The organism is Brachybacterium sp. p3-SID957 (genome assembly GCF_025144775.1).
GTDB classification, from domain to species: Bacteria; Actinomycetota; Actinomycetes; order Actinomycetales; family Dermabacteraceae; genus Brachybacterium; species Brachybacterium epidermidis.
The window spans coordinates 1-17,228 of the sequence record NZ_JALXKT010000064.1 but is presented as its reverse complement, the minus strand read 5'-3'; the positions used below and the strand labels follow the sequence as shown (position 1 = coordinate 17,228).

The 17,228-nt window shown below is 65.8% G+C and carries 19 protein-coding genes; 5 read left to right on the top strand and 14 right to left on the bottom strand.

Going from position 1 to position 17,228, the window contains the following annotated elements; translation table 11 throughout:
• The 9 genes from M3B01_RS12355 to M3B01_RS12310 all read right to left on the bottom strand — a co-directional run.
• The coding region (locus M3B01_RS12355; RefSeq protein ID WP_259792445.1) for a C40 family peptidase at positions 1–808 on the bottom strand (808 nt) is incomplete at its 3' end.
• A gap of 342 nt (positions 809–1,150) precedes the next feature.
• A complete protein-coding gene (locus M3B01_RS12350) occupies positions 1,151–1,993 on the bottom strand; it encodes a cytochrome c biogenesis CcdA family protein (RefSeq protein WP_193866725.1) in 843 nt (280 codons plus the stop codon).
• Positions 1,990–2,589 (bottom strand): TlpA disulfide reductase family protein, encoded by a 600-nt coding sequence (locus M3B01_RS12345; protein WP_193866726.1) that lies wholly within the window; start codon positions 2,587–2,589, stop codon positions 1,990–1,992. Before M3B01_RS12345 ends, M3B01_RS12350 begins: the two co-directional genes overlap by 4 nt.
• Positions 2,590–2,654: 65 nt before the next feature.
• Positions 2,655–3,218, bottom strand: coding sequence for a vitamin K epoxide reductase family protein (locus M3B01_RS12340; RefSeq protein ID WP_193866727.1), 564 nt, complete (start codon positions 3,216–3,218; stop codon positions 2,655–2,657).
• A gap of 52 nt (positions 3,219–3,270) precedes the next feature.
• A complete protein-coding gene (locus tag M3B01_RS12335) occupies positions 3,271–3,921 on the bottom strand; it encodes a thioredoxin domain-containing protein (RefSeq protein ID WP_193866728.1) in 651 nt (216 codons plus the stop codon).
• On the bottom strand, positions 3,918–5,960 hold the full coding sequence (locus M3B01_RS12330) for a cation-translocating P-type ATPase (protein WP_259792441.1): 2,043 nt from the start codon (positions 5,958–5,960) through the stop codon (positions 3,918–3,920). The genes M3B01_RS12335 and M3B01_RS12330 overlap by 4 nt, the downstream gene beginning before the upstream one ends.
• Positions 5,957–6,337 (bottom strand): helix-turn-helix transcriptional regulator, encoded by a 381-nt coding sequence (locus M3B01_RS12325; RefSeq protein WP_259792440.1) that lies wholly within the window; start codon positions 6,335–6,337, stop codon positions 5,957–5,959. The genes M3B01_RS12330 and M3B01_RS12325 overlap by 4 nt, the downstream gene beginning before the upstream one ends.
• Positions 6,338–7,051: 714 nt before the next feature.
• Complete coding sequence (locus M3B01_RS12315) at positions 7,052–8,449, bottom strand: IS1380 family transposase (protein ID WP_228018797.1); 1,398 nt, start codon at positions 8,447–8,449, stop codon at positions 7,052–7,054.
• A gap of 90 nt (positions 8,450–8,539) precedes the next feature.
• Positions 8,540–9,175 (bottom strand): TetR/AcrR family transcriptional regulator, encoded by a 636-nt coding sequence (locus M3B01_RS12310; protein ID WP_259792439.1) that lies wholly within the window; start codon positions 9,173–9,175, stop codon positions 8,540–8,542.
• A 139-nt stretch (positions 9,176–9,314) separates the two neighbouring features.
• On the opposite strand from M3B01_RS12310, the gene M3B01_RS12305 reads away from it, so the two are divergent.
• Positions 9,315–10,319, top strand: a complete 1,005-nt coding sequence (locus M3B01_RS12305; RefSeq protein ID WP_193866731.1) for an ABC transporter permease — start codon at positions 9,315–9,317, stop codon at positions 10,317–10,319.
• A 66-nt stretch (positions 10,320–10,385) separates the two neighbouring features.
• Here the strand turns inward: M3B01_RS12305 and M3B01_RS12300 are convergent, their stop codons facing one another.
• From M3B01_RS12300 to M3B01_RS12285, 4 genes are read right to left on the bottom strand one after another with little or no spacing between them, the layout of a single operon-like run.
• Positions 10,386–11,174 carry a ferritin-like domain-containing protein gene (locus M3B01_RS12300; RefSeq protein WP_193866732.1) on the bottom strand — a complete coding sequence of 263 codons (789 nt, stop codon included), beginning with the start codon at positions 11,172–11,174 and terminating at the stop codon, positions 10,386–10,388.
• Positions 11,158–12,099 (bottom strand): hypothetical protein, encoded by a 942-nt coding sequence (locus tag M3B01_RS12295; protein WP_193866733.1) that lies wholly within the window; start codon positions 12,097–12,099, stop codon positions 11,158–11,160. Before M3B01_RS12295 ends, M3B01_RS12300 begins: the two co-directional genes overlap by 17 nt.
• The gene (locus M3B01_RS12290; protein WP_193866734.1) at positions 12,099–12,833 is read right to left on the bottom strand and encodes an HXXEE domain-containing protein; all 735 of its coding nucleotides are present in this window, start codon (positions 12,831–12,833) and stop codon (positions 12,099–12,101) included. The genes M3B01_RS12295 and M3B01_RS12290 overlap by 1 nt, the downstream gene beginning before the upstream one ends.
• Positions 12,834–12,855: 22 nt before the next feature.
• Complete coding sequence (locus M3B01_RS12285; RefSeq protein WP_193866735.1) at positions 12,856–13,455, bottom strand: NADPH-dependent F420 reductase; 600 nt, start codon at positions 13,453–13,455, stop codon at positions 12,856–12,858.
• 123 nt (positions 13,456–13,578) lie between these two features.
• Here M3B01_RS12285 and M3B01_RS12280 point away from each other — a divergent pair, with 123 nt between their 5' ends.
• The 4 genes from M3B01_RS12280 to M3B01_RS12265 all read left to right on the top strand — a co-directional run bounded on the left by M3B01_RS12280 (position 13,579) and on the right by M3B01_RS12265 (position 15,879).
• The gene (locus M3B01_RS12280) at positions 13,579–14,202 is read left to right on the top strand and encodes a TetR family transcriptional regulator (protein ID WP_193866736.1); all 624 of its coding nucleotides are present in this window, start codon (positions 13,579–13,581) and stop codon (positions 14,200–14,202) included.
• 20 nt (positions 14,203–14,222) lie between these two features.
• Complete coding sequence (locus M3B01_RS12275) at positions 14,223–14,618, top strand: hypothetical protein (RefSeq protein WP_193866737.1); 396 nt, start codon at positions 14,223–14,225, stop codon at positions 14,616–14,618.
• A 28-nt stretch (positions 14,619–14,646) separates the two neighbouring features.
• Positions 14,647–15,522: an SDR family NAD(P)-dependent oxidoreductase gene (locus tag M3B01_RS12270; protein WP_193866738.1), complete on the top strand. Its 876-nt coding sequence runs from the start codon at positions 14,647–14,649 to the stop codon at positions 15,520–15,522.
• A 204-nt stretch (positions 15,523–15,726) separates the two neighbouring features.
• The gene (locus tag M3B01_RS12265; protein WP_259792438.1) at positions 15,727–15,879 is read left to right on the top strand and encodes a hypothetical protein; all 153 of its coding nucleotides are present in this window, start codon (positions 15,727–15,729) and stop codon (positions 15,877–15,879) included.
• Between the two features lie 403 nt (positions 15,880–16,282).
• On the opposite strand, the gene M3B01_RS12260 is transcribed toward M3B01_RS12265, so the two are convergent.
• On the bottom strand, positions 16,283–17,228 hold a 946-nt coding region (locus M3B01_RS12260; protein WP_259792437.1), incomplete at its 5' end, for a hypothetical protein.

The window sequence follows — 17,228 nt, the reverse complement described above, 5'->3', positions numbered from 1 at the left end:
TGGGATTGCCCCAGATGGTGCGCTCGGTGACGGCACCGGGAGAGCGTCCTGCATCGACGACCTTGTCGCCGCCGGCGTAGATGCCCATGTGGCCGGGCCACACGACGAGGTCGCCGGGCTGGGCCTCGGACTTGGAGATCTGGGTGCCGGCGTCGACCTGCTGGCCGGAGGTGCGCGGAAGGTCGATGCCGACCTGCTTGTAGGCGTACTGGGTCAGGCCGGAGCAGTCGAAGCTCACGCCCGGGTTGCTCGAGCCCCAGGAGTAGTCGGCTCCGATCTGGGTCCGTGCGGCGTCGACGATCGCCTGCCCGGTGCTGCTCGAGGAGGATGCGGCCGCAGGAACTGACGCACCGCCACCGCCGATGCCGGGGACGGAACCGTTGAGAGAGCCGCGCGTCTCGGAGCCCACCACGCCGTCGACCTGCAGCCCGTTGGTCTGCTGGTAGTCCTTCACCGCACTGTGGGTCAGTGGGCCGAACTTCCCGTCGACGGCGAGTGAGGCGCCCTCATTGTTCAGTGCGGACTGGAGCTGCTCGACCGAGGCGCCCTGGGATCCCCAGCGAAGCTTCTCGGAGGAGTGCAGCGCCTGCGCCGGTGCCGGAGCGGCGGGCGCGGCGGCCTGTGTGACTGCGGACGGCGCGGTGGCAGGCGCTGCGGGTGCTGCCTGGGCCGCACCACCAGCGAAGGCGGAACCGAGCAGGACGGTGCCGAGGACGGCGGCGCCTCCGGTGCCGCGCAGGGCGGGGCCGCTGTGGCGAAGGGGGGTGACTGCGCGGCCGGCCGCGCGATGGGAATTGCTCGTGGCCATGAATGTTCTCCGTGAATATCCCCGCGTGTATGCACGGGGCCGTCTGGCAAGTGGTCGCGGCAACGTCGACAGCAGGGCAAGCATCGCGAAGAAACTCTCATACCTCGTCGCCGGTAGAACCAACGTACCGACCGAGACACCCTCGGAATAGCGTCATGAGCGACCCCGACCGACGATTTCGCCTTCCCTTGAACACTCTCGCGACATGGCCCCGGGTTCACACCCTCTCTTTACCAAAACCTGATGTCGAAATGGGGTAGACGTCACGAGTGCAGTCGAGGTGGACGTACCCCATGTCGGTCACCGGCAGCAGATCGGCAGGAGAGAATGCCTTCGTGAGGCTCACACGATGGGCTGGAACGTGGCGATGGAGCCTTGCAGCTGATCCATCCATGAGGCCCACATTCCCGTGAGCAGCAGCAGGCCGATCGCCATGAGTAGCGCCCCGGATAGGACTCCGATGAGGCGGCGATGGCGTGCAAGTGCCCTGCTCACGCCCATCGCCCTGTCAAGCAGCAGGGCGCTGAGGACGAAGGGAACACCCAGTCCGAGCGAGTACGCGAGCGCCAGGGTCGCGCCCCGAGCTGCGGACGCTCCGTCGGCGCCGGCATCGAGGGAGAGGGCGATGATCGCGGCGTAGGTGGGGCCGATACATGGGGTCCAGCTCAGCCCGAAGACGAAGCCCATCAATGGGGCTCCCAGAAGGCCGGCATCAGGACGTTTCCTGGACACCTGGAGATTTCCCGTCAATCGAGGGAACACACCCATGAAAATGAGTCCCATGAACATGACGACGATGCCCGCCACCCGATTGATCCATACTGCGTGCGCCTGAAGGAGATATCCCATCGCGCCGGCGAACCCGCCCAGCGCCATGAATACCACCGCGAAGCCCGCGACGAACAGCAAGCTACCGCCCAGCATTCTCCCAGTTCCCTCACGGAAAAAGGTCATCGGTCGTCCCGCACTCCCGGTATTCCCACGGGCGCCCCGGGGTGGCTTGGTGGTCTTCAGTCCTTGTCCGGCGAGCCCGGAGACGTAACCGAGGTAGCCCGGCACGATGGGCAGCACGCACGGTGAGAGGAACGCGATCAGGCCTGCGATCGCGGCGACGGTGATGGCCAGCAGAAGAGACCCGGACAGGGCGATCGACTGGAAGGTCTCCGCGAGTCCGTTGGTGCTCACGCGGCTCCTTCGGCGAGGACGGCGTCGAGCATCGATCTCAGGATGGAGGGGTCGATCGCTCCAGAGATCCGACCTGCGACTCGGCCGTCATGGTCAAGGACGAGAGTGGTGGGGACTGCGTTGGGTGCGACTTGGCCGCGCAGCTGGTACATGATCTCTGCGTCAGAGTCCGGCAGCGACGGGTAGGTGATGCCGTAGGTCTCCTCGAAGGCCGCGGCGGGCCCTGCCGAGTCACGGACGTTTATCCCGATGAACGAGACGCCCTGGTCGGCGTACTCCTCGTGGATGGCCTGAAGATCCGGGGCCTCCACCCGGCATGGCGGGCAGGAGGCGTACCAGACGTTGACCACCAGCACCGATCCCCAGTGGTCTCTGGAGTCGAATCGTTCGCCGTCGTAGCTGGTCCCGGTGAACTCGACGGGTTCTGTGCGATCGGCGGGAGCGATCTCTGTGGTCACACCGTTGCCGGAGACGTCTCCGGCGTCCTCGGAGTCGTAGCGATCGCCGGTGTCAGTGCTGCCGCAGGCAGTGACCAAGCCGGTGGTGGCGAAGAGGCCGGTGGCGTACAGGATCCGTCGCCGGGAGTGGGTGCGCATGTGCTCGCTCCTTCAAGGTGATTGCGGGGGTCGGGTGGAGGGGCTGGACGTGAGCTCGTTCGTGCCTAGAACAGCGTGGACCAGTAGTCCCAGAACCTCACGGCGATGAGTGCCAGGATCACCAGGTACCAGGCCACGAGCACCGGGACGCGGAATTCGATCACGAGGCGGAGCGCCCGCCGACTGGCCGAGGTGGAGCTGTCTGCGAGCGCGCGGAGATGGTGGATCGTGGTGAACCAGAACAACGGGATCGTCACTGCCCACACGACCATGCAGTAGGGGCACAGTGCCCCGATCTCGTACAGGCTCTGCCCGATCAGCCACTGCACGAAGAGCACCGCGAAGGTCACGCCCGCCTGGATGAGCGCACTCATCCACCGCGCCACGCGCGCACCGGCGAGGAACGCGAATCCGAGGGAGAGAACGGCCGCGAAGCCGGCGATGCCGAGGATCGGATTGGGGATGCCGAAGGCTGAGGCCTGCGGGGTGTCCATCACGGAGCCGCAGGAGAGCACCGGATTGAGACTGCACGAGGGGACGTAGCTGGGGTCCTCGATCAGAGCGATCTTCTCGACCAGCAGCACGACGGCCATGACCAGGCCGATTGCGCCGGTGACGGTGAAGAGCATCCCCAGGCCGCGCGACTTCCTCGTCTCCCGAGGCGGCCGGGCGGCCGGGCTGTCAGCCTTCGAGTGCGGCATCGAGAGGATCCGTGAGGTCCTGGACGCGGGTGGGCTCCAGGCGCTCCCCGTCGACGAAGAAGGTGGGGGTGCTGGTGACACCGAGTGCTTCGGCGTCGGCAGCACTCTGCTCGATACGCGCGAGGGTGGCCGGATCGTCATAGACCTGCTCGAAGCGCTCCATGTCCAGCCCGAGCTCTTCGGCATACCCGAAGAAGGCCTCACGCTGCGATGTCTCCTGGTGACTCCACTCGGTGGCGTTGTCGAACAGCGCCTTGTACATGGCCTCAAACTCGCCCTGCGCACCTGCGGCCTCAGCCGCCTTGGCGGCTTCGACGGAATTGCCGTGCAACGGCAGGTACCGCACCACGAAGGTCACGCGGTCGCCGTACTCGGCGCGGATCTCCTCGACCGCGGGATACAGGGACAGACAGGCCTCACATTCGAAGTCGAGGTACTCCACGAAGACGACGTCGCTGCTGCCCTCGGACAGCCGGGGACTGTCTTCTCGCACGAGCTGGGCCGACGCGGATCCCGTGTCCTCGGCCGGCGCCGATTCCTGCTCATCGGGGTCGAGGAAGATGATGAACCCGGCGAGGACCAGCGCAGCCACTGCGATCAGTCCGAGAGTGAATTTCGTGCTCCTGCTCATGCAACGGGCCTTCCGACAGTTGACGTCTCACGCAGATCCTGCCCGACCGGACTGGACGGCTCCTGCGCGCCTACCCCTGGAGTGCGTGCGGCCCGCATGCCATTGGCGATCACCACGACCTCGGCGACCTCGTGCACGAGCACCACCGCGGCCAGACCCAGCACCCCGAACAGTGCTAGTGGGAACAGCACCACGATGATCGCCAGGGCGAGGACGATGTTCTCAGTCATGATTCGGTGACCCCGGCGAGCATGAGCCAATGCGGCAGGGATCTGCCGCAGATCAGTGCCGGTGAAGGCGACGTCGGCCGACTCGACTGCTGCTGCCGTGCCGGTCGCTCCCATCGCGATGCCCACCGTCGCTGACGCGAGGGCCGGCGCGTCGTTGATGCCGTCTCCGATCATCGCGGTCGGAGCCCGCTCCGAGAGGCGACGGACGTAGGCGGCCTTGTCAGCGGGCAGCTGCTCGGCATGGACTTCCTCGATGCCGGCCTCTGCCGCGATTGCGTGGGCGGTCAGGGCGTTGTCGCCGGTAAGCATGACGGTGCGGATGCCTTGGGCATGCAATGCAGCCACCGTCGCGGCCGCCTCGGGACGCAGCTCGTCGCGGATACCGACAGCGCCGATCACATGGCTGTCCTCCTCGACCATGACGACGCTCATGCCACGCGATGCCATCTCGTGGGTGCGGTTCCCGAATTGGCCAGGGGAGATCCAGCGGGGACTTCCCACGCGGATCACCCGGCCATGGATGCTTCCGGTGATGCCGTATCCGGGGACTTCCTGGACGTCGTCAGCGTCCACCGCGGCATCCGTTGCGGCGAGGACTGCGGCGGCGAGGGGATGGGCGCTGGCGGACTCGAGAGCAGCGGCCGCCGCGAGGACCTCCTCGCGGCTGCGGCCTTCACTTGTGGCGACGTCCACGACGCGGGGTTCGTTACGGGTGAGCGTCCCGGTCTTGTCCAGAGCCACAGTGCGGATCGCCCCCAGCTGTTCGAAGGCGGCGCCGGACTTGATGACCACGCCGAGCTTGCTCGCGGAGCCGATCGAAGAGATGACCGTCACCGGCACAGCGATGGCTAACGCGCAGGGCGACGCGGCGACGAGCACCACCAGGGCGCGCTCGGTCCAAGTTGCCGGGTCTCCGGTGAGGACGCCAATGAGTGCGACCAGTGCGGCGACGATCAGCACCACCGGGACGAGGGGACGGGCAATGCGATCAGCGAGGCGGGCACGTTCACCCTTGGCGGCATGGGCCTGCTCGACCAAGCGCACGATCTGGGTCAGTGAATTGTCCCGACCATCAGCAGTAGCGCGTAGCGCTAGCGAGCCCGAGCCGTTGACGGAGCCCGCATGCACCTCGTCTCCGGGGCCGACCTCGACCGGTATGGACTCGCCGGTGATCGCCGAAGTATTCATCCAGGAGCGCCCAGAGAGGATCACACCGTCCGTGGCAACCTTGTCGCCCGCACCGAGCAGGAGCACGTCCTCGGTGCGGACCTCTCCGGCCGCGATGGTCTGCGGCCCGCCCGGACGTGAAACGCGGGCAGTCTCGGGGATGAGGGCAAGCAGCGCCCGCAGGCCTTGCTTCGCGCGATCCATCGACCGGTCCTCCAACGCCTCCGCCAGAGAGAACAAGAACGCCAAGGCCGCGGCTTCACCGAAGTGCCCTAACAGCACCGCACCGAGCGCGGCAATGGTCATCAGCAGGCCGACGCCAAGCCGACCGCGTCCACGGCCCTGCACTAGGCGACGCAGAGTGCCGGGGACGAACGTCCAGGCCCCGGCCAGCAGGGCGAGAACGTGGGCCGCGAGACCGGCTGTATTGAGTCCTGCCCATCCCGTCAAGAGCCCCAGCACCCACAAGACACCAGAGGTGATCGGCAGCAGCAGCGCGCGATCGTGCCACCACGGTGAGAGCTGTTCGAGCTCGAGTGCCTCCGGCGGATCCGTCAGGCCGCTACTTCCGCAACATGCATCCTCCACCACTGGGGCCACGGGCGGTGCGGGCTTCTCGGGGCCGCAGCATTCGTCGCTCATCGCGTGCCCGCCTTGGAACGCACCTCGACGGAGGCATCGCAGCACAGCGGGATGGCGCAGTCCTCATCGGTGCACGGACGGCCATCATCGACCGCCAGCACAGTCTCGACCAGCCCTGAGAGCGCCTTGGTCAGATGCGCGTCGGCGATCTCGTAGCGCGTGCGCCGCCCCTCGGGGGAAGCGACCACGATGCCACAGCCGCGCAGGCAGGAGAGGTGATTGGACACGTTGGTACGGGTCAGCGACAGCTCTTCCGCCAGTACGGCGGTATAGCCGGGATGGTCGAGGATCGACAGCAGGATGCGGGACCGGGTTGGGTCGGCCATGGCACGGCCGAGACGATTCATGACCTCGAGGCGCGAAGCTTTAGTCAGCATGCACTGACCATACAGCTGCGGCTGCCGCCAGCGGTACCGCCTTGACGCGGGCAGTGATGTTCTCAGCCGCCACCCGCAACTCACAGATGGTCCTCCCGCTCGCGCTATCGCTTCCCGATGCCCTGGCGATCGCACCACGCGCAGTGGTTACTCAGACTCTCGTCGAACTCATCGCCATGATCGTCCTCGTCCGCCTCCTACCTGCCACCGTCCCGAGGAAGACGACAATCCCGTAACTGGTCGTTTAGGACACGGGTGCCCGCCGGGATGCCCCTCGGCGGTGCACGCAGACTGCAACGTCGCCACGAGCTGCGTTCACCGCTGTGCGCGGCTCGGCGGAGAGTAATTCTCAACCGAACGATGCCGACCCCCGGTAATCGGGGCATCGTCCATATCTCCTCGGGCTAAGATCGGAACGGACTCCGGGCCGCTATAAGTCGCTCTTCGGAGGCTAATTGTTTGTGTCGTGTCGATGAGTGCTGGCTCCGTTGAGTAGCTTGATGTGGTCCCTACCGTGGGCGACTACGCAGTTGCGGTACTAGCCTCGATCTTTCATCGGGCTGGTGAGCGGTCGCGGTCGGCGTCGTTGCCGGTGTTCAGCTGCTGATTCTGGCATTCGGGTATGACAGATCGTCGCAGTGTCCGTTGCGGGCGGTCGGGTTCCACTCCCGAGAAGAGATGCTGCTGGTCGTAGGGACGGGCGGCCTTGCCGGATCAGGTCTGCGCGACGGCAATGCGGAGCCGGTTGACGCCGGTTAGGACGGTGCGGGCTTCGGGAGCGTGCTGGGCGAGGTGGAGGAGGTTGTGCCGGCTGCGGCGCACGAGGGTCGCGGGGATCTCGAACAGCCGTGCGCGGAGCCGTTTGGGCTCCCACTTCCGCGCATCATGGCCGGTCAGCGCGATGGTCTGCATCCAGGCGACGAGCTCGCTAGCGAGCTGGATGATCTGGCACCAGACCTGGTTCTGCGCGAAGCCCTGCAGCGGGAACTTCATCAAGCCCATGTCCTTGGCGTTGCGGATCCGGTCTTCGCATCGTGCGCGGCGGCGGTGTCGCAGCTCGAGCACGGGAAGTTGGCCGCGCGGGGTGTTGGTGGCGAACGCGGTGATGCGCATCCCCTCGTGATCGGTGATCCGCAGCTGCGCCCCAGGATGAGGACGTTCCTTCCGCACGATCACCCGCATCCCGGGCGGCCAACCCTGAAGATCCAGCAGCCCGGTCAGTTCCGCGACCCATGCTCCGTCGCGGATCCCGTCGGTGTCGGTGTCGTAGGCAGGAGTCCACGTCTTCGCCTCATCGATACGTTCCAGCAGGTCGGGAGTGTTCGCGGGGAGGGTGAACCCGACTGAGTAGGCCAGACGCTGCCCGGTCAGCCACTTGACGAAGTCCTTGGTGCCACCGGCTCCGTCGGTGCGGATCAGGACCTTCTTCGACCCCCTTCCGCCGGAGGAGAGCAGACCAGCCGGGAGCTGCGCAAGGGCCTGCCTGGTGATGGTGATGTGATCGGCGGCGGTGTTGGAACCGGCGTTGCCGGGGCGCAGGTGGATCGCCAGCGGTTCCCCGGTTCCTTCGCTGCCGTGGTCCAGGAAAGCGCACAGTGGGTGGTAACCGAAGCCGCGTTTGAACGTCGGTGCAGCCTGCTCCTTCTCGCTGTGGACGTTGATCAGGGTGGCGTCGAGGTCGATGACCAGCGGATTCTGCGCACTGACCCTGCGGACCGGGGAGTGGTCGCCGGCCAGTGCCCAGGCCCGTTCACGCGCGATGCGGCGGGCCTGGGAGATCGCCTCGACCACGGCGGGCGCGTCCTCGGCCAGCGTGGTCAGGTTCCTGGAGATCGTTGGGGCCGAGGCGACGTCTCCGAACAGTCCCGGTTCGCATCGCAGCAGATCAGTATCCGAAGCGTGCTCGCCGCCGATCGCGAGAGTCATCGCGAGGTCCAGCAGGACCTTCGAGGCGTGATGCTCGGCCAGTGGCTTCGTCCACGGATCCAGAGCTTCACGCAGCGAAGGGGCGAGGCCGGTGGCGTGGATCGTGCCGGTCAGCAGCACCGCGCCCGCATGCGCGGCCGCCGGGACCTCAGCGATGTCCACGCGCGGACGGGGGTAGAAGAACAAGGTAGGGTGGGACACCTGAAAGGTGCTCCTTCCGGCCAGGGATTACGAGACTCAACACCCCGCATCATCCCAGGCCAGGAGCACCTTTCTTTATGCCGTCCGTCGGGCGAGACCACACCCCCGTGAAATCTCGAGGCTAGCGCTTGATCTATCCGGTGAGGTCGCGGGGTCGCGAAGTCCGTCGAGATATACCGACACCATCCACTCGCGCTGCCCGGGGAGGATCTCTTCGATGGCGATGGGGAACGGGCGACTGATCGCCGCGAGCCCGACAAGGAACCGTTCCGGCCTGATGTTTGGATCCACGACACCTGCCCGGCGGGCTCTCTGAACCAGGGCGTCGATGACGCGAGCTCCCTTGTCGCGCAAGGGAGGGATGCGCCGCTGAAGGCTCTCCGACTTCTGGGCGGTGGGAGCGATCTGGTAGACAAGCGCGCCAAACTCAAGTCGGGCGAGCTCGTGCACCGTCGCCCTCCAGGCGGCCTCGGGCGCATCCGCCCACTCCGGATCATGCTTCTCGACCACCTCGGTGACGCGCGCGAAAACCTCACCCAGCACACCGACGATGAGGTCCTCGCGCGTCGGGAAGTGTCGATAGAGGGTCGCAATGCCGACCTCCGCCTCGAGCGCCACCGTGCGCATCGACACCTCGGCCCCACGGTCCGCGATCAGGCGCCATGCGGCATCGAGGATCGCTCGTCGTTTCGCCCGGGCATCTGCCCTCATGTGATCGCCTCCACGCTCTGCACGTACCGCACTGTATTGCGCCCAGCCTAACCGGAGCAGTACGATCCATATCGCAAACGGAGCATACCGCTCCGCCTATAGCTGCGGCCGTGATGCCGCCGGATCCTCAGGAGCAGTCATGTCCGATACGACGCTGAGCAGCGAGACCAGTCCGGAGCGCTCGCCATGGGCGAAGATCGTGGTGGTGGTGCTCGGCCTGTGCATCGCGGTCTCCCTGATGCTGCTCGCCTTCCTCACCCCGTCGATCAACTCCGGTGCCGAGGATCTGCCCCTCGGCGTGAGCGGGCCCGAGCAGGTTACGGGCCAGATCGGAGGACAGCTCGACGAGGCCCAGCCGGGCGCGTTCGAGGTGGAGCAGTACGACTCGGCGGAGGCCGTCACCGAAGCGGTCCAGGACCGCGAGGTCCTCGGCGGGATCAGCGTCGGTGACGATGGTGCGGTCACCATTACCGTCGCCAGCGGCGCGGGCACCCCCTACGCCTCCCTCCTGAAGGGCATCGGTGCGGGGCTCACCCAGGCAGGTATGACCGTCACCTACGACGACGTCGCCCCGCTCCCGCAGGACGATCCCCAGGGCCTTGGCCTCAGCGCGCTCGGACTGCCACTCGCGTTTGGAGGCATGATCTCCGCGGCCCTGCTCTCGACGCAGCTCAAGAGGCGTCCGTGGCACCGCATCATCGGGTCGCTCGCAGCGTCCGTCGCCGTCGGCTTCGTGGTTGTCGCGATCTTGCAGTTCGGCTTCGGATCGGTCGACGGCAACTACGTGACCACCTCGCTCTCCCTGTCCCTCGGCATGGCCGCGATCTCGCTGTTCGTCCTCGGCATGGAGTCGCTACTCGGCTTCGCTGGTCTTGGAATTGGCGCGGTGCTGATGATGTTCATCGCGAACCCGCTCTCGGGTATGGCCACCGGATGGCAGTGGCTGCCCTCCCCCTGGGGATTCATCGGCCAGCTCCTGCCGCCCGGCGCCGCCGGTTCCCTGCTGCGCGCGGACGCCTTCTTCGACGGCCGGGGCGCAGGGCTCCCCATCCTGGTGCTGACGTGCTGGGCCGTCCTCGGCATCGTGCTCGTCGGCCTCTCGACGCTCCGCAAGAAGCCTGTGGCCGAGACCGTCGCAGCGTGATCCTCTGATACGAGAGCTCCCTCATCCCCACCCGGCGTGGGGATGAGGGAGCTTTTCCTTGTTCGTTCAGATGGCGATGCCCATCCGCGTGAGGGCGGTGCGGAAGATGGTGAGCTCCTGGAGCCCCGGCAGCCTCTGCACCCTCCGGTCCAGCCCCTCGAGATCCTCTCTGCGGCCCGAGAACAGGTGACCCATGACGTGGACGATCTCGGTCTCAGGCATGATGCCGGAGCCCACTGGGCGCCAGGCTTTCGCTAGGGCGAGGCGCGTGACCGCGCGTGCTTTCTCGGAGCCCTCGAGCCGTTCCCGCGCCTGGGTGGTGTAGAAGGCCACATGCCGGGTCTCCTGCTGGGCTATGCGCTTCAGCAGCGGGGTCAGAGCAGGGTGATCGTTCATCGCGGCCAGCCTCCGGTACGCGGCCACGGCGGAGAGTTCGTTGGCCGCCCCCCAGGTCATGTGCACCGCCACGAAGTCCGTCCCCGCAAGGCTCGAGAGGACCGACTGCTTCAGTGGGCTGAGCGCCTGCTGCCAGCCGAGTTTGACCCGCTTGGACTTCAGCTCGTCGTAGTCCACAACGATGCCATGGCGTTGGAGCACGGCAGCGAGGGCCTCGCCGTGCCAGAACTCCTCACGATTCCACACCGTCATGAAGTCGCCGGCGTCCTCCTCCCGGTGGGAGGGGGTGACGAGCATGTCCCGGAGATAACACGACGTATGGAACTCGACGTCGCACATGTACCGCAGGGAGCGGAGCGTGTTCTCGTCCAGCGGCTGGGTCTCAAAGGTGTCGAAGTCGAGATCATCCCAGCCCACCGGTTCCGAGGTCTCTGCGAACGCCTCAAGGTCGAATGCCATGGGTCCCTCCTGGGGTGATGCGGCGGTGCGGGAGGCGGAAGTCGCGCCCCGGAAGGAGGCGGGTGATCTCAAATCGGGCGGCATGGAGCGCGGCCCGGTCCTCTGCGGTGCGGAAGATGCTCGGGCGGGAGACGCCTTCGTCGCGGACCCACTGCCCGGCGGGACGCAGCGGATCGCCGCCGGTGGTGAGTACGAGCCGGGCGGTCAGCGCCTCACCGCTGGATCGGGTGATCCGTGCGATCGCCTCCTGACGGAAGAAGTCCACCGACTGCTCACGCCGACGACAGATCTCCTCGAGGACGGCTCGGGCTGCGGGGATAGCGTCCAGCCGGGACGAGAGCGCCCGGAGCGCCGCCAGGAGAGAACCTTCCTGGATCGCCATGCGGGCCATGTGGCCGGCGGTGACCTGCTCGCCTGCCAGTGCCGCCCATCCGGGCCCGGCGAGGGGCAGGACCCGTTCCACGTACAGTCGACGAGCCCGGAATAGCAGAGTTGGGCATGCGTCGTCGCGGGTCCGGGATTCCTGCGGGCCTGGCAGTGCCGCTCGTACCTCCCGCAGGGCGCGGGCCCACCAGAATCGCTCCCACAGCCAGGTCGCCGCGAAGGCGGTGATGCGCGCTTCGTTCGCCGTCCAGGAGCTGTACATCGTACGGGTCTCAGTCAGCGCCGCCGACTCGACGCGGTGCAGATAGCTGAGGTCCCGCCGCAGCGAGACCAACCCGGAGAAGTCACAGCGGGCTTCCTGATCGATCGCCCTCGCATCCACCTCGATACGCCCGCTTACCCCGAGCGTGTAGGCGGAGACGTCGAACTCCGTACGGACAACGGAGGGGACAGTGCCGTCGAAGAAGTCGTGCCGTCCCGGGCGCGGCGCGTCGTCATGGAAACCGACGGGCCGCGGACGCCCGGACGGCCCCGCAGGCATCAGCCCTCACCCTCCGCGACGAAAGTTCCCACCCGTGACGGCCACTGTCGATGCGCGAGCCACGGCAGCAGGATCAGAAGCACAGGATCGACCGTCTGAATCACGATCGCCGCGCTCAGGGCAATCACATCGTTGCTCAGCCCCGCGAGCAGCAGGAGCAGCACCAGCTGCGCGAGGATGCTGGCAGCCAGAATGACGATGAGTACGGGGATCCTCTGCTTCCCTCTGCCGAACTGGGTGGCGAAGACCCACACAGCTAGCGGGATGAACAGGAGCACAGCCGTGAGGGTCCCCGGCGAATAGCCCATCGGGGTGGGCAGTGTCGCAACGTGGCTGAGCGCGTTGGTGAGCAGCAGCCCCGCCCCTGTCAGTCCCACGGCCGGGACCTTCCGCGCAATCAGCGCGGCGGCGACGAGGGCGATCCAGACGAACGGGATGTTGACCGCGACGAAGAAGCTCGGCACCAGCGGACAGCTCACGACGTCAGGGAATCCGAAGGTCTCGCACGCAGTTGCCGGAAACTGGAACGGGCGGCCGAGCAGATCGATCCCGTACTCCTCGAAGTTGTGGAGCATGTAAGCGATCACCGAGGCCCAGGCGAGCCAGACCGGATCCCGCCACCGGGAGATACCGGTCTCGTGCCGCAGCACATCGGTGAAGAGTGCGAGAACCAGGAGCACGATGGCCCCGCCGAGCCCCACGGAGCTCCAATACTGCGCAAACCACTCCCACATCAAGTTTCCTCCTGAGGGCAGGTCAGCGGATGACGGCGATGTTGAACTCGGGGGTGCCCAGAGCACCCATGAGCGCGAGGAAGAGCAACGCATAGTGCTCGGTGGCGATCGAGGTGGCGATACCACCGAGATCGAGCATGCTCGCCTCGGCCCAGCCGAGATCCCCCAGCAGCCCGCGCACCGCCCGCTTGGCCTCCTCGTCGTCTCCGGAGAGGAAGACGCTCGATCCCGGAGCGGTACCCGAAGGGTCCGTCATCACAGCCACGTTCATGGTGTTCAGGCTCTTGACCACCCGGGCCCGGGGGAATCGCTGCTGGACCTGGAGGGCGACGCTGTCGCCCGGGTACTCCAGCGTGAAGTCCTCCGTGAAGGCGTTGGAGACGTCGAGAACGACCTTCCCCTCGAGCGCTCCGCCGCCGAGGTGCTCGAGAGTGGGGAGGACTGCCTGGCCGGGAAGAGCGGTGAGGACGACGTCCGCACCGTTGACCGCCTCCGCGTTGCCGACCGTACCGTCATCCGGACGCGGGCTCCGGGACCCGCGGGCCACGTCGTGTCCCGCGGCCTGGAGTGCAGTGGCCAGGGATGAGCCGACGGAGCCGGTGCCGAGAACTGCGATACGCATGGGATTCCTCCAGAGAGGGCACGCTGCCGCGCCCTGTAGACGTGTGCCCCGAGACGGGGCGTCGTCAGCCTACGACGAATTCCCCCCTTGGGGAACTCCTCGAGGAGGGATATGATCCAGAGCATGACGAGCACACCTCTCGGCACGAGCCGCAGACGCCCCACGGGCCGGCGCGCCGGAGACAGCGGGACCCGCGATGCCATCCTCGACGCCGCCCGCGACCTCTTTGCCGAACATGCCCTCGAGGGCACCTCGATGCGGGCGATCGCCAAGCAGGCCGGGGTCGATCCCGCACTGATCCGGCACTTCTTCACAGACAAGGAGACGCTGTTCGCGACCACGATGACCGATCGCACCGTGATCATCGAACGGATGCGGGCTGCACTCCCGGGGGATCCCGACAGCCTCGGAGAGCGCATGACGAACGAGTACCTGCTGCTCTGGGAGGACGACGAGTTACGCCCGGTGCTCATGGCCCTCGTCAGATCAGCGACCACCTCGCAGAACGCCGCTGACCTCCTCATCGAGCTCTTCACCGCGAGGATGCACGGGGACTCGCTGGAGCCCGGCGTCCCGATCACGCAGCTCCGTGGTGCCGCCTTGGCCGCGTCCCACCTGTTCGGAGTCGCCGTCGCACGCCACATCCTGCACGTCCCCGCCGTCGTCGACATCCCCCATGACGAACTCGTCCAGAGCATCGCCCCGGCCATCCAGAACTACCTCAACCCGACCGCACGCCCACAGTGAACAACACCCCAGGAGAAATCATGACCACCGCACGCACCCACCGCACCCTGTCCCGCGTGATCGGCGCCGCCTTCCTCGGCGCCGCCGCCATCCAGGCCACGAACAAAGAAACATTCTCCAACCTGGTCCCCGACCAGCTCGCGGATCACAAGGAGACCATCCAGGGCGGCATGACCGTCGGTCTCGCCGGCATCGGTCTGAGCTTCTTCGTCCCGCGACTGCGCCAGGTCTCCCGCTGGGCCCCCACCGCCGTCCTCGTCTCAACCCTGCCCACCGCGATCCAGCAGGTCCGCGAACCGGAGCAGCTCGAAGGAGTCGGGCTCCCTCCCCAGCTCGCCCCCGTCCGGGTGATCGCCCAGCTGCTCATGATCGCCGGGATCTGGCGCGCCACCCGCAAGCCCACCCCGACGAACTGACCACAGCCGGCCGAGAAAGAGACCCGACATGACGGCACCTCTCACCATCCCCGAACCCACCCCGCTGGACCAGCTTCTCTCCCTCGACGGCAAGGTCGCCATCGTCACCGGAGGCAGCCGCGGTCTCGGCGAAGCCATCGTGCGACGTCTCGCTGAGGCCGGGGCGACCGTCGTATTCACCGGCCGCACGCTCAGCACCCTCCAGCCCCTCGCAGACGAGATCACTGCCAGCGGTGGCGCCGCGGTTGCTCGGGAGGCCGACGCCGCCGACCTCGACTCCACGCGCCGCGTGGTCGAGCAGGCGGTACAGCGTTACGGTCGGCTCGACATCCTCGTCAACAATGCCGCCGTGTTCCAGAACCGGGTCTTCCTCGACACCACCGAGGAACTCTGGGACCAGGAGCAGGCCGTCGACCTCAAGGGAGCCTTCTTCGCCGCCCAGATCGCCGCAGAAGCCATGATCACAGCTGGCAACGGAGGCCGGATCATCAACATCCTCTCCACGGACGCGTTCCGACCCACCGGGATCTTCGCCGCTTACTCCACGATCAAGGCGGGCCTTGCCATGGCAACGGTAAACATGGCCAAGGAGCTCGCCGAGCACGGCATCCTGGTTAACTCCGTCACGCCCGGGTCGACGATCACTCAGGAACGGATCGACGCCATAGCCAGCGGTGACTTCGCCGGAGATGTGTTGCCAAAGGACGCTGTCCGCACTCGAGAAAAGATGCAGAGCATGATGCCCGCCGACGGGCCCGCCGCCATGCTGCAAAGACTGCCGCTGGGCCGCCCAGGCTTCCCGGTGGAGATCGCCGACTCGGTCCTGTTCTTCTGCTCCGCCATGGCCGGGTACGTCACCGGCCAGAACATCATCATAGACGGCGCCCAGACACTTAGTCGCTGACTCGGCCTCGAAACTTTGGCTGGAAGACGGCACGGAGGCGACAGAGTAATTCGTAGCCAAATGATTCTGGGCCCGACAATTCCAGCTTCATAAATCCGATGCTGCAGCGACATTCGCGAAGTATCCGCCCGGTTATTGCCCAACGATAGATCAAAACGCACGTTGCGAGCGAGATCGCTCTATGCTGCCAGGGCAATTGTCGCCGTGGCTCTGCACCTCTCGCAGCTGCTGTTGCATGTCATTCACGGCGCGAAGTCGCCGCTTGAGAGTGGTGATCTGCTTGGCCAGTTGCGGCAGGAATATGGCTTTGACGTCGATGCAGGTTCTCGTGTCGGCGAGGCAGAGAAGTCTCCGTAGCAGGGCCAGCTCGATCCCGAGCCACCTGGCGGAAGCGACGTCCCCACGATCGAGGTGACCTTCGTCGAAGTCTCGGTAAGTGTTGACATCGCTCCTGAAGTTGACCGAGCGGGCGGTCCAACTGAGCGCCTCAGCTGGTCGGGTTCGTGGCCACGTTGCTGTCACATCACGCCGTGGGACGCGGCAAGAGCGCGGAAGATCGGCTCTGACCAGTGGGCCCGGCGGGGATCGAACCCGCGACCCGCGGATTAGAAGTCCGTCCGGACACGGGTGGCCGACCAGGTTCTACCAGGTCAGCGAGCTCGTACAGCAGATTCGAGGCCGACGGACACCATCGCGTTGCTGTCATCGTTGCTGTCAGGGATTTGGGGGCGCATCAATGGCAATTATGCCCGAACCACACTCACGCCATCCGAAAACTCCGAATTGCAGACAGGCATGACGCCGCAGCATTATCATCACCAACTTCGATCGCTAGACGCCTGAAGGCCTTAAGTCGAGCAATCCAAGCCTTATAATCCTCAACACCATCTCGCGAGGTCAATTTCGACAAGACGGCAGACCAATCTTGCCTATGCCATAACGAGACCCCGCCCAGTGCGCACCCCGCAAGCACTCCAGCAACCAGAAGTGCATTCTCTTCATCACTCATGGCCGCCGCGCCATAATCCGCCTCCCTAAACACACTCAGACTAGCCGTGAAATGACGAACGACTCCGCCGTCCAGAAACTCAACTAGCAACGACTCCGCCTCCACTAGTTCAATTCCACTAATGAACGCCGCGACTTGCAGCCAATCGTGTTCAGAACTTTGGACCTTCAAACTGAGCCAATCTCCGCGCGTCTCAATCGAGGCGCACTCCACGCCCAAGATTCCCACCCCGGCAGTGATCGCTGTTTTCACATCCCTGGGTGAAATGTAGTCCAGCATCCTGAACTCACCCCCAAGTCGGTCGAGCGCGAGATTCAGGCCGCTCCAAACAGAAAGAACAGTTTCAAGGTAAGCCAGATACACATCGGTGAACTGCTCAGAAGAGAATGTTTTCCCCTGAATAGTCACCTCGTCGCCGTTCAGGTCGTCCACTCCCCCATGCCCCCCGGCGTTACGAAAACTCGACTCGAGCCCCTCAGATATCGGGATCTCTGGAAAACGCCTATCGGCAGCCTTGAGAGAATGTCCGCCACTCTTACTTACGAACGAATCATACTCGCCCGGGTCGAGAGCCACGACAGTTGCAACTGCGTGTCGTAATACGCCATCTCGAAGAGTTGCAACACATTGAACCGCACTGTTGACAATGTCCAGCTCCCCCGAGTCTTCAGAGTTCACGACAAGATTTGCCGCACTA